Genomic DNA, 12,878 nt, shown 5'->3' on the forward strand with positions numbered 1-12,878 from the left:
ACGTTGCTCACCCCACACTAAAAATAACTGTGAAATTTCACACGGTTTTCAATCAGGGAATAAGCGATTTTCGTGCCATGTTCTGTGTACTATGGTGAAAGACTTTTCATTGCAGGAGCGATACGTGAAGCACGTCGATGAACAACGTCGGGTCTTGCCGACAGCGGAAGAGGCCGGACTCTCGCAGAACGAACTGGCCTATCGGCGATTCAAACAGTTGCTGGTCACTCTGAGCTATAAACCCGGCGAGTATGTGAACACGGCACAGGTCATGAATGAGCTAGATATGGGCAGGACCCCCGTCAACCAGGCCATTCATCGCCTGGCGAATGAGGGATTGCTACAGGTGATCCCACGCAAGGGCGTGGTGGTGTCTCCCCTTTCGATCAACGATGCGCTGGAACTGATCGAGGTCCGGCTTGCGAACGAAAACCTGTGCATCCGGCTTGCCTGCCAGCGCGCTACGGCGGTGCAGATTACCGAACTAAGCGAACTGAATCAGCAGATCGACGCCGCCTGTCAGGCCCGTGACCGAATACAAATGATGACGCTGGACTACGCATTCCATCAGATGCTGGCGCAGATTGCCGGCAACAGCACCTTGACGGACATGCTCAGCGTCCTGCACGCCAGAGCGCAGCGTTTTTGGGCCAGCACCTTGTCCAAAGAAAGGCACATGCAGGAAGTGGTTGAAGAGCATCGCGCCGTGATAGAGGCGCTCAAGAGGCAGGATGTAGCAGCAGCGGAAGCTGCGATGGAAGCGCACATCCTGTCGTTCCGCCACGCGCTGTTGCATACCTTTTAGTCGCGCGGGCCGCTCAAAACAGGACGGGGACTGACCTTACGGCAAGTCCCCGTCCTTCCCTCCAATTCAGCCCCTGAGCCGCGAAAGCGAGACGCCGTCAGACGTCGTCGCTGATAGGGACGCATGAGCAAAACAGGTTGCGGTCGCCGTACACGTCGTCCAGTCGTTTCACAGTCGGCCAGAACTTGTTCGCGGCGCCCGCCGGGAACACCGCCAGATCACGCCCGTAAGGGTGGGACCATTCGGTAACCAACTCGGTTTGGATATGCGGCGCGTTGACCAGCGGGTTATCGTCCAGCGGCCACTCCCCGCGCGCTACGCGGTCGATCTCTTCACGTATCGCCAGCATCGCGTCGATAAAGCGATCCAGCTCTATCTGACTTTCCGACTCCGTAGGTTCAATCATCAACGTCCCCGCGACCGGGAACGACATCGTTGGCGCATGAAAACCATAGTCGATCAGCCGTTTGGCGATATCCAGTTCGCCGATCCCGCTGATTTCCTTCAAGGGTCGGATGTCCAGAATGCATTCGTGCGCAACCCGGCCACCGAGGCCGCTGTAGAGCACCGGGAACGCCGACTGTAGCCGCGCCGCCACGTAGTTGGCGTTAAGAATGGCGATCTGGCTGGCCTGTTTCAGCCCTTCAGCGCCCATCATGCGGATGTACATCCAGCTGATAGGCAGGATCGAGGCGCTGCCGAACGGCGCGGCGGATACGGCGCCCTGCGCGGTCAGCACGTCAGCGATTTTTACGACCTGATGCCCCGGCACAAACGGCGCCAGATGCGCCTTCACCCCTATCGGCCCCATCCCCGGACCGCCGCCGCCGTGAGGGATACAGAAGGTTTTGTGCAGGTTGAGGTGAGACACGTCTGCACCGATAAAACCGGGCGAGGTGATGCCCACCTGCGCGTTCATATTGGCCCCGTCAAGATAGACCTGGCCGCCGTACTGGTGCACAACCTGACATACTTCACGGATGGTCTCTTCGTAGACGCCATGCGTCGACGGATAGGTCACCATGATGCAGGCCAGCCGCTCTCCGGCCTGAGCCGCTTTCTCCCGCAGATCGTGCAGGTCGATGTTGCCCTGCTTGTCGCAGGCGACAACGACCACCTCCATGCCCGCCATGTGCGCGGAAGCCGGGTTGGTGCCGTGCGCGGAGCTGGGGATCAGGCAGATTTGGCGCTGCGGCTGATTGCGGCTTTCATGATACCGACGGATGGTCAGCAGACCGGCATATTCGCCCTGCGCACCGGAATTCGGCTGCATGCAGACGGCGTCATAGCCGGTCAGCAGCACCAGCCACTCGCTCAGCATAGCGATCATCTGGCGGTAACCCTGCGCTTGCACGGGCGGGCAAAACGGGTGCAACTCGGCAAATTCGGGCCAGGTGATCGGCAGCATTTCCGCCGCCGCGTTGAGTTTCATGGTGCAGGAGCCTAGCGGGATCATGGCCTGATTGAGCGCCAAATCCTGTCTCTCCAGACGATGCAGATAGCGCATCATCTCGGTTTCACTGTGATAGCGGTTAAACACCGGGTGCGTCAGGATGTCGTCCTTCCGCAGCAGCGCGGCAGGCAACGAGTCCGATCGCGCGCTGACCTCGCGATCCAGCGCATCGATATCCAGACCGTGCTCGTCCCCCAGCAGGATCGCGAACAGCGCCTGTATATCATCGCGCGTCGTGGTTTCATCCAGCGAGATCCCGACCGCGCCGTCCAGATCGCCGCGCAGATTTACGCCAAAACTTAACGCCCGGCTCAGCGTCGTTGCCTTATCCGCGACCGAGACGGTCAGCGTATCGAACCAGCGGGTATGCCATAAGGTGGCGCCGCGCTGCCGCAGCCCGGCGGCCAAAATATCGGTAAGGCGGTGAATGCGTCGGGCGATGCGTTTAAGCCCTTCCGGGCCGTGGTACACCGCATACATGCCCGCCAAATTCGCTAACAATACCTGGGATGTGCAAATGTTGGAGTTGGCCTTTTCACGGCGAATGTGCTGTTCGCGAGTCTGCATCGCCATACGCAGCGCTGTGTTGCCCGCGGCATCGCGAGAGACGCCGATAATGCGGCCCGGCGTCGCGCGTTTGTACTCTTCGCGACTGGCGAAAAATGCCGCATGCGGGCCGCCGTATCCCATTGGCACGCCGAAGCGCTGCGCGGAGCCAAAGACGATGTCGGCCCCCTGAGCGCCAGGCGCTTCGAGCAGTACCAGCGCCAGCAAATCCGCCGCAACGCAGGTGATCACTTTGCGTTGGCGCAGCTCGCTCAGCAGCGTCCGATAGTCGTGCAGTTCGCCGGTCGTACCCAGCTGCTGCACCAGAACGCCGAAGATGCCGTCATCCTCAAGCGCGTCCTGCGGATCTCCGGTCACGATGTCAAAGCCGAAGGTCGCGGCGCGCGTCCGCATGACATCCAGCGTTTGGGGGTGCACGTCGTTCGCGACGAAGAAACGGTGGGCTTGCTTCAGCTTGCTGACGCGTTTGGCCATCGCCATCGCTTCCGCCGCCGCAGTCGCCTCGTCCAGCAGCGAAGCGGACGCCACCGGCAGTCCAGTCAGATCCTGGGTTACCTGCTGGAAATTGAGCAAGGCTTCGAGCCGTCCCTGAGACACTTCGGGTTGATAAGGCGTGTAAGCGGTGTACCATCCCGGATTTTCCAGCACGTTCCGCAGGATCACCGGCGGCATCTGTACGCCGTAGTAACCCATGCCGATATAACTTTTGTAGATCTGATTACGGCTGGCGATCGCCTTCAGCTCCGCCAGCGCCTGATGTTCCGTGACGGCATCCCCGACGGCGGGGGGACTGGGCAACTGGATATCCGGCGGGATGATCTGCTGAATCAGTCGATCCAGCGATTCTGCGCCGACCGACGCCAGCATATCCTGCTGCTGCGCGGCGGTGGGACCGATATGGCGTTCCACGAAAGCGCTAGGGTATTCAAGTTGACTGAGAGTCTGGGTCATTACGACATTCCTGCATCAAACCACATCAAGCGAGCGCCGCCTGCGGCGCCCCGAAAGATCACCCGTCCGGGCGCCAACGACGATTAGTGCCCGTCGTCTTCTTCATCCAGCAGCGTCTGATAAGCGGCGGCATCCAATAGATTGTCCCACTCTGCGCCATCGCCGGACTTAATACGAAATAACCATCCGCTGCCGTAGGGATCGCTGTTGACCTGTTCCGGTGCGCCTTCCAGCTCGCCGTTGACCTCAACCACTTCGCCGCTCAATGGAGTGTAGACATCCGATGCGGCCTTGACCGACTCCGCCACGGCGCATTCGCCCCCGGCGTTGAACTGGCTGCCCACATCGGGCAAGTCGATAAATACCATGTCGCCCAGCAGCGCCTGCGCGTGCTCGGTGATCCCAACACGATAGGTGCCGCCTTCGTCCGCCGCGACCCATTCATGGGACGAGGTATATTTCAATTCCGCCGGTACATTGCTCATTGCCACTTTCTCCTTTTAGACAAAACGGTTAAATCTCTATCAGGGCTTTTCCTGCACGGACAAAATTAGGCTTCGTCACCCGGACGGGGACTTCGCGCTGGCGGATACGCACCACCGCCTGTTCGCCGATGCCTTGCGGGACGCGAGCCAACGCGATGCTGACGCCCAAAGTGGGCGAGAACGAGCCGCTGGTGATCACGCCTTCGCGCACCGCGCCGCTGGCATCGGTGAAATGCACCGGCAAGCCGTTGCGCAATACGCCTTTTTCCGTCATGACCAGCCCGACCAGTTGCTCGGTGCCGTGGGCTCGTTGACGCTCCAAAGCTTCACGCCCGATAAACTGACGATCTTCCGGCTCCCAGACGATCGTCCACCCCATATTCGCCGCCAGGGGAGAAACGCCTTCATCCATATCCTGTCCATACAAATTCATGCCGGATTCGAGACGCAGAGTATCGCGCGCCCCCAGCCCCGCAGGCTGAACGCCCTCCGCCAGCAGCTGTTGCCACAGGCCGACCGCGTGTGCTTTCGGCAGCGCGATTTCATAGCCGGCCTCGCCGGTATACCCGGTGGTGGCGATAAACCAGTCGCCGCTCTGTACGCCGAAAAACGGCTTCATGCCGGCCGTATCTTTGCGCTGCTGCGACGTCAGCAATCGCTGTACCTTTTCCTGCGCCAGCGGCCCCTGGATCGCGATCAGCGCCAGATCGTCACGCTCCTGAATTTGCACCATGAAAGGTTTCGCCTGCTCTTCTATCCAGGCCAGATCTTTTTCGCGAGTGGCCGAGTTGACCACCATCCGGAAAAAGTCTTCCTTGAGAAAGTAGACGATTAAATCGTCTATCACGCCGGCGGAGGGAGTCAGCATGGCGGTGTAGAGCGCTTTACCGGGCTGCTTCAGCCGGGCCACGTCGTTCGCCAGCAGATGGCGTAAAAACTCGCGTACGCGAGCGCCATGCAAATCGACGATAGTCATGTGCGAAACATCGAACATTCCGGCGCTCTTGCGCACCGCGTGATGTTCCTCCAGCTGTGAGCCGTAGTGCAGCGGCATCATCCAGCCATGAAAATCCACCATTTTGGCGCCGTCGGCCAAATGTTGTTCATACAGCGGGGTTTGCTTTGCCATCTTTTCCCTCTACGTTAACCGTGCTGGTTACAGCGGATGCGTCCAACGCAAACGTGATCTCTGCCTTTGAACTTACCACCGATGTGGGTTCTTAACCACACGCCCTGCCATAAGTAAATCTATATAATAACGCCTAATAAAAGTGTGATTACCCTTCCACCACATCCACTTTTTTCGCTATTAAAAAGGCATTAATCAGCAGATATAAGCGAAGATATTCGGCTTAATACTTAAAAATGATAAAAACCCCCGCATACTCCCTATTTCTCAACACACCACAGAAACAAAACGCATTAGGTAATCTAATGCGAAAAAGTAGGTAAAATTAGATTATTTCAGGCAAGAATGAGGCGGTGCAGAGTGGTCAGGCGACGGAGTTTCTATTCGCTATCAATCGCGATGCGATCCCTATCACGCTTTATTGCCATCCAGAATGAGAACGCCCGAACGCGATCGTGAATAAGGGGGAAGAAGTGAGTGGCGACAGGCAAATAAAAAGGCGGCGCACCGCCGGTCCGTCATGACCGTGATGTGCCGCCCGCAACGAACGCGACTGACTTAGATCAGATGCGCGATGTTGACGTTTTCCATCAGATAGTGGTTGTCGGAGTAGTCCACCGGAATTGCGATCACCGCAGGTCCGTCGACGTCCATCGCCTGATGCAGTTTTGGAATCAGCTCTTCAGACGACTCAACCGCGAAGCCTTTCGCGCCGAAGGCTTCCGCATACACTTTGAAATCAATCGGTCCGAACTTGACGCAAGATCCGCGGTTGTATTTCTTCTGTTCCTGGATTTCAACCATGTTGTAGGCATTATCCACCCAGATGATATGCAGGACATTACAGTTCAGACGAACCGCCGTTTCCAGTTCCATACTGGACTGCATGAAGCCACCGTCGCCAGATACCGACAGCACTTTCTGGTTCGGATTCACCAACGCGGCCGCAATCGCCCAGGGCAGCGCCACACCCATGGTCTGCTGACCGTTGGTCATTAGCACTTGGCGTGCGCGGAAGCTGTACAGGTAACGCGCAAGCCAGATATGGAAGCTGCCCATATCGACACACAGCGTGACATCTTTGTTCACCAGATCCTGCATCGCACGAACCAGACGCAACGGATGGATAGCGAAGCCGTTCATGTTGATGGCATGGGTCGCCAGTTGATGACGCAGTTCGCGACGCTCTTCCAAAATAGCGACGGCGTCGGAAGACAAGCTAATCGGCGAATTCAGCTGCTCGTTCAGCATATCGATGGTGATGCAGATGTCCCCCACCAGCTCCAGGTCCGGACGGTAGTCGCATTCCAGTTCGGATGGCAGCACATCGATATGCACCAGCGTCGCATTGCCGGTGTTCCACAGCGCCGGCGCATATTCGACCGGGCTATAACCGACGGTGATGATCAGGTCGGCTTGCTGCAACAGTTTGTCGCCTGCCTGGTTATTGAACAGACCGACACGGCCGGCAAAATGGTCAAAGTGCTGCTGATCGATAACGCCGGCAGCCTGATAGGTGCTGGTGACCGGCAGTTGGCTGCGGTGTAGCAGGCGGCGCAGCGCATCGGCATTTTTCGGCTGGCTGGCCATCAGACCTAGCAGCAAAATCGGGTTTTTTGCCTTTTCGATCATTTGCGCAACGCGTTTGACGTCCGCCAGAGGCGCGCTATTCAGCGTAGGCAGGTTTGTCGCGGCCAGCACAGGGCTTGTCACCGGATCGTTGACAATGTCTTCCGGCAGACTAATAAACGAAGCGCCCGGACGACCGAACTCGGCGGCGCGGAACGCATTAGCCAGCACTTCAGAAATAGCGGAGGAAACAGGAATTTCCGCGCTGAACTTGGTGACCGGCTTGAACAGGCTGACAGTATCCAGGCTCTGGTGAGTCAGTTTTAGTCTGTCGGCGCGTTTCACGGCCCCCCCCAGCGCAACAATCGGGTCGCCTTCCGAGGTCGCCGTCGCCAGACCCGTCACCAGGTTGGAGCAGCCAGGACCGGAAGTCACCATCGTAACGCCCGCTTTCCCCGTCAGACGGCCGATTGCCGATGCCATGAAAGCCCCATTGGCTTCGTGACGTACGGGGATGGTCTGGATCGATGAGTCCACAAGTGAATCAAAAACGCGGTCGACTTTAGCGCCAGGAATACCGAAGACGTATTTGACCCCTTCCTGCTCCAGATGTTTTACGATCAGATCCGCACCGCAAGCCCAGTGCTGTTGACCATCCTTATTTTCCATAACATTTTTCCTATGCATTTTTGTGCTTTCTTTTCAGTACCTTGATGAACTTTAGCTTTCCACAGAGTGGATGAGGCTATCGAGATCTTCATGGGACAAGTTGGCTCGCAGAAAATCCTGATCCAGAGGCAGGTCGATGACTAATTTGGCGATGGTGCCAAATTGCAGCATGCCGTTCTCCAGGCGGTAATCAAGGATATGTCCGCCGCCTTGTCGGCTATCAGTGATAAAATGCTCGTGATAGCCGGCGACATTGATCCCTTGAACATAATTAGGGCTACGAAAACCGATTACGTTGCCCTTGCAGTTGTCGAAACGGAAAGTCGGTTGCTGGGCAATAGCTTCCAGCATCGGTTTATAAGGTCGTTCCTGGCGAGGTACCGTACGAGTCTCGACGTAGCTGAAGGAGCCATCGATTCGTAAAGCACAAAAAAGATTGTCTGTTGCAACAAAATCATCAATACGCTGATGAAGGTCCTCACGACTGAGCGCATGGTCAAACTGCATCTTTTCAGTCGGACGGAAGAAGGTCATTACGGCAAAAGGCGTTTTCTGATCGGGCTTGGCGGCGCGAGCGCTGCCATCGGAGCGCAATTGGAAAATACGGCTTTCCATTGCAACCAGCTCTCCATCAAGATCGTTAAACGTGCCTAATCCGAAATCACCATGTTCAAGCAGATCCGCCATGGTTGTACTGCCTTCGTACACGCCATTTATCAACCCGCTCATCAATGAGGTTTGATAGATCTGACACTCTGGGTGGTGTTTTTGATGCTGATGGACGAAGTTGGCAAGCTCTGCCATACAGGGGTCAACGCAGTTGGAATCTTTCATATCCCTTCTCTTCCGACGAGGTACGACATAAATTTAATTAATGTTTCCCTTGAATATTGCTCCCGTGAGATTCAAAGTTCCAATATAAAAACGTGACTATTTGGAGATCTAAAATATATGGAGTTACGTTATCTGCGCTATTTCGTCGCCGTTGCATCCACGCGGCACTTTACCCGCGCAGCTGAATCACTAGGGATATCGCAACCTCCGCTTAGCCAACAAATACAAAAGCTCGAACGTGAAATTGGCACCCCGTTGCTGAAGCGAATGACGCGCGGCGTGGAGATGACCGAAGCGGGAGAAGCCTTTTACCAGGATGCCAAGCAGATACTCGAACTGACCGACGCCGCCATGGAGAGGGTGCGTTGTATCGCTCGCGGAGAGAGTGGCGCCATTAATGTGGGGTTTTCTTGCGCGGTGACCTTCCACCCGCTGGTGCTGAAAATGTTGCGGCTTTTCCGCCAGCGCTTTCCGAGCGTGCAGATGCAGCCGCAGGAAGAGCATATCAATGAGATTTTGGAGAGCCTGCGCAATCGCAGCACGGATATCGCCTTTGTGCGCCTGCCCTGTGATATTGGCGACGAGTTCGACGGTGAAATCCTGGTAGAAGAGGATATGCGGCTGGTGTTGCCAGATAGTCATCCCCTCAGCGATCAGCAGGAAGTGCATCTCAGCCAGATGGAGTCTGAACCGCTAATTATTTTCCCGCGAGAACTCTGCCCCAGTTTGCACGACATGATCATTCGCGCCTGCTATCTCGCGGGTTACCAACCCAAAATCAACCCACTGGCGCCGCATATCACGGCGACGATCAGCATGGTCGCTTCCGGCTTCGGCATTACGTTCATTCCGGAGTCCCTGTCCTGCATTCAGACCGGAAATGTGACGTATCACGAAATCGACACGCCCCATCTCAACACGCAGATTGCGGTAATTTGGCGCAAGCACGATACGTCAGCCACCCTGCACAATATGGTGCAATTGCTGCACGGCCACGAACAGGAAAAGTAGCGAACTCGGTAGGTGAAACCGGTCAGGCGATATCAAGGCGAGTCAGAGATTCAGGCTCGCCCTCTTTTGCACGTCGATACGTCAGAAATCGTAGCCGACGATGACGGAACGTGCTGCCCCAGTAGCAGATTCTCAGCTCATCGCAGGGCGCGATGCAGTCACGGAATAAAGGAAAAGGAGACATGCGATAGTTTCGTACATAAGCGCCTGAACCGTTGGCTTCCTTTTCATTCACCGTGCGCGTTTAGCGAAAAACGCGTTACACCAGGCGGAAAGCTATCGATCAGAAAGCGCAAAAAATAGTTAAATCAAGTGATGATTATTTCATTTAACTGTTTTCACATCCAACCCTTAAGGTTCGCGATTATCCCATAATTCTATTGCTCTTTGTCCGATCTCCGCCCATCTCCTTTGATGCGAATAGTCAGGTCGCCGTCATAAGTGAGTTATGACGCTGTCCGGCAGAAGTTGTATTCAGCAAGGTTTTCTATATGATAGTAATTATCATTATCGTCATGGTAAGAGACTATGTTGACCGCGATGATTGCCGCCTGTGGGCTATGGGGAATCACCTGGTACTTCGGCAAACCGCTTTCCAGCGCCTGGGGGACTCTGGTTCCCGTGACGTTGATGCCCCTGCTGTTGCTGCCGGGTATCGACCTGCACTCTCTGAGATACATCGTGACGCTGGCCATGCTGGTGACGCTGGGAATGCTGTTTCATCAGCGGCTGCGCCACTATCTGCTGCTGCCGTCCTGTATTGCGCTGGCAGGCGGACTGACGGCGCTATCCGTGACGCTGCGCGGCATCTAGCGATAAGGCTATGGCATAGATAAAAATAAGGAAAAAGTTAGGGGGGGTAATCGGGAGGATAAAGCCGGGAGTAATACGTGGTGCGAAGAGAGGGACTTGAACCCTCACGTCCGTTAAGACACTAACACCTGAAGCTAGCGCGTCTACCAATTCCGCCACCTTCGCACATGAGATTTTCTACGTATTCAGTACTGCGCGATCTGCATCACCAGCGTGGTGCGAAGAGAGGGACTTGAACCCTCACGTCCGTTAAGACACTAACACCTGAAGCTAGCGCGTCTACCAATTCCGCCACCTTCGCACATGAGATTTTCTACGTATTCAGTACTGCGCGATCTGCATCACCAGCGTGGTGCGAAGAGAGGGACTTGAACCCTCACGCCCGTTAAGACACTAACACCTGAAGCTAGCGCGTCTACCAATTCCGCCACCTTCGCAAACCAGGGACATAACGTCACGCAATGTCACCACGGAGGCGAATTCTAGAGATTTTACGGCCGAGGTCAATGATTATTTCCCCTCCTCGTGAGGGTTCGCTGTAAAAATCGGCATTTAATCGACCGGGGCAGGCGCAATACACGCGTGTAACCAGTCCACGACAACCTGAATACGCGGAGCCAGGAAACGTCCGGCGGGAAACATGATGTAAAGCGGCATGGGCGGAGGCGGCATATCTGGCAGGATCTCCACCAGTTCTCCCCGTTCAATCAACGGTCTGAGACTCCTGCGCGGCCCCTGAATCATACCCAGCCCGGCCTGCGCGGCGGCGATATACGCATCTACGCCGCTGACGTCCACCCATGTGGGCAGGCTCTGCGTGAGCAACTGTCCATCCTGAACGAACTCAAGGGGATAGCGGTGCAGGTTGCGCAAAGAAAAATAGCCGACCATCCGATGACCCGCCAGCTCGGCCAGAGAAGATGGTAACCCGTGCTCAGCGCAATACCCAGCAGAGGCGCAGGAGAGCTGCGGCAACGACGGCAATTGCCGGGCGGAGAGCGAATCATCCTCCAACTGCCATGCCCGCACCACGCAGTCTACGCCCTCGCGCTGGACGTTAATCGCCGCGTCGTTGGCGCTTAGCACCAACCGGATGCGCGGATACTGGCGATAAAACGCTGGCAGCGCGGGAATAACGAGTTCACGGGCCATCGAGTGCGGCATGTCGATACGCACCTGTCCGCTGGGTTGCTGTTGCTGCCGGGTGAACATGGCGTCGCTTTCATCGAAAGCGGATAACAGCTGCGTGCAGCGCTGATAGTAAAGCCGCCCTTCATCCGTGATGCGAACCTGACGCGTCGTCCGTTCCGCCAACCTGACGCCCAGCCGCAGCTCCAGCCGTTTCAGCGTCTGGCTAACCGTAGCTCGCGGAAGCCCTAGCCCTTCGGCCGTTCGACTGAAGTTTTCCGTTTCCACGATGCGGACGAACACGCGCATCGCCTGTATGTGATCCATGAACCCGTCCGCAGGATTGTTTGTGATTTACAAACAGTGTTGCATAAAACGTGTGATTTATCTTTATCGAGCAAACAACCACACTGGCATTCCCATCACCTATCGAGGACATCAGCATGCAACAGAGAACATTAGGGCCCCGGGGGCCGCAGGTTTCCGCTCTGGGACTGGGCTGTATGGGTATGAGCGATTTCTATTCCACCCATCAGGACGCCAACGAATCCCTTGCCACCCTACACCGCGCGCTCGAACGGGGTATCACTCTGCTGGATACCGCCGACATGTACGGTCCGTATACCAATGAGCAACTGGTGGGAACAGCGATCAAGGGCAAACGCGATCGTGTCTTTCTGGCGACCAAATTCGGGATCGTCCGCGATACCGCCAATCTGGATGAGCGTGGTATCTGCGGCAGACCGGAGTATGTGCGGCAGTCGGTGGAAGGCAGCCTGAAACGACTTGGGGTAGAGACCATTGATCTTTACTATCAGCACCGGGTCGACCCGACGGTGCCGATTGAAGACACCGTCGGTGCGATGGCCGACCTCGTGAAAGAGGGCAAGATTCGTTTTCTCGGATTAAGCGAGGCTTCCGCCGCCACGCTGGAGCGTGCGCACCGCGTTCATCCCATCACCGCGCTGCAAAGCGAATATTCGCTATGGACACGGGATGTGGAAACACAAATCCTGCCGACCTGCCGCAGGCTGGGGGTCGGTTTCGTTCCCTACAGTCCGTTGGGCCGCGGTTTTCTGACCGGCGCGATCCGGGATCTCGACACGCTGTCTGACGACGACTTCCGTCTCAAAAACCCGCGTTTTCACGGCGATAATTTCACCAGAAATCTGCGTCTGGTCGAACATGTGGAGGCGTTGGCGAAGGAGAAAGGGGTGACGTCCGCACAGCTGGCGCTGGCCTGGGTGTTGGCGCAAGGGGAACACATCGTGCCGATCCCCGGCACCAAACGACGCCGTTATCTGGAAGAGAACATCGGCGCGTTGGATGTGATATTGACTGCTGCGGAGCTGTCAGCCATCGACAGCCTGTTTCCGCGACAGGCCGCTGCGGGCGAGCGCTATGGCGTCGAAGGCATGAACACCATCGATAACGACTAGCCCCTCTACGCGATCCCCTGCGGCC

10 protein-coding genes and 3 tRNA genes are annotated in these 12,878 nt (G+C 56.4%); 4 read left to right on the top strand and 9 right to left on the bottom strand.

Annotation, left to right across the window (positions count from 1 at the left end):
• Positions 1-91: 91 nt before the first annotated feature.
• Positions 92-805: a GntR family transcriptional regulator gene (locus tag BLU64_RS11340; RefSeq protein WP_081825689.1), complete on the top strand. Its 714-nt coding sequence runs from the start codon at positions 92-94 to the stop codon at positions 803-805.
• 97 nt (positions 806-902) lie between these two features.
• Here the strand turns inward: BLU64_RS11340 and gcvP are convergent, their stop codons facing one another.
• From gcvP to budA, 5 genes are all read right to left on the bottom strand, one after another.
• Entirely contained in the window at positions 903-3,776 is a 2,874-nt protein-coding gene (gene gcvP / locus BLU64_RS11345) for an aminomethyl-transferring glycine dehydrogenase (RefSeq protein WP_074728753.1), read from the bottom strand.
• 83 nt (positions 3,777-3,859) lie between these two features.
• Positions 3,860-4,261 carry a glycine cleavage system protein GcvH gene (gcvH, locus tag BLU64_RS11350; protein ID WP_026742123.1) on the bottom strand — a complete coding sequence of 134 codons (402 nt, stop codon included), beginning with the start codon at positions 4,259-4,261 and terminating at the stop codon, positions 3,860-3,862.
• Positions 4,262-4,289: 28 nt separating this feature from the next.
• Positions 4,290-5,390, bottom strand: coding sequence for a glycine cleavage system aminomethyltransferase GcvT (gene gcvT / locus BLU64_RS11355; RefSeq protein WP_074728755.1), 1,101 nt, complete (start codon positions 5,388-5,390; stop codon positions 4,290-4,292).
• Between the two features lie 558 nt (positions 5,391-5,948).
• On the bottom strand, positions 5,949-7,628 hold the full coding sequence (alsS, locus tag BLU64_RS11360) for an acetolactate synthase AlsS (protein WP_074728756.1): 1,680 nt from the start codon (positions 7,626-7,628) through the stop codon (positions 5,949-5,951).
• 51 nt (positions 7,629-7,679) lie between these two features.
• A complete protein-coding gene (budA, locus tag BLU64_RS11365; protein WP_410409711.1) occupies positions 7,680-8,432 on the bottom strand; it encodes an acetolactate decarboxylase in 753 nt (250 codons plus the stop codon).
• Positions 8,433-8,579: 147 nt separating this feature from the next.
• Here budA and BLU64_RS11370 point away from each other — a divergent pair, with 147 nt between their 5' ends.
• On the top strand, positions 8,580-9,473 hold the full coding sequence (locus BLU64_RS11370; RefSeq protein ID WP_074728760.1) for a LysR family transcriptional regulator: 894 nt from the start codon (positions 8,580-8,582) through the stop codon (positions 9,471-9,473).
• 528 nt (positions 9,474-10,001) lie between these two features.
• Entirely contained in the window at positions 10,002-10,286 is a 285-nt protein-coding gene (locus tag BLU64_RS11375; protein ID WP_026742118.1) for a DUF1435 domain-containing protein, read from the top strand.
• Positions 10,287-10,364: 78 nt separating this feature from the next.
• Here BLU64_RS11375 and BLU64_RS11380 read toward each other — a convergent pair.
• From BLU64_RS11380 to BLU64_RS11395, 4 genes are all read right to left on the bottom strand, one after another.
• Positions 10,365-10,451, bottom strand: a tRNA-Leu gene (locus BLU64_RS11380).
• Positions 10,452-10,500: 49 nt separating this feature from the next.
• Positions 10,501-10,587: transfer RNA gene (locus BLU64_RS11385), tRNA-Leu, on the bottom strand.
• 49 nt (positions 10,588-10,636) lie between these two features.
• Positions 10,637-10,723 (bottom strand) — tRNA-Leu (locus BLU64_RS11390).
• Positions 10,724-10,838: 115 nt separating this feature from the next.
• Positions 10,839-11,741: a LysR family transcriptional regulator gene (locus BLU64_RS11395; protein WP_026742117.1), complete on the bottom strand. Its 903-nt coding sequence runs from the start codon at positions 11,739-11,741 to the stop codon at positions 10,839-10,841.
• 116 nt (positions 11,742-11,857) lie between these two features.
• Here BLU64_RS11395 and BLU64_RS11400 point away from each other — a divergent pair, with 116 nt between their 5' ends.
• On the top strand, positions 11,858-12,853 hold the full coding sequence (locus tag BLU64_RS11400; RefSeq protein WP_074728762.1) for an aldo/keto reductase: 996 nt from the start codon (positions 11,858-11,860) through the stop codon (positions 12,851-12,853).
• Positions 12,854-12,878: the final 25 nt, after the last annotated feature.

Source organism: Lonsdalea quercina (assembly GCF_900107885.1).
GTDB classification, from domain to species: Bacteria; Pseudomonadota; Gammaproteobacteria; order Enterobacterales; family Enterobacteriaceae; genus Lonsdalea; species Lonsdalea quercina.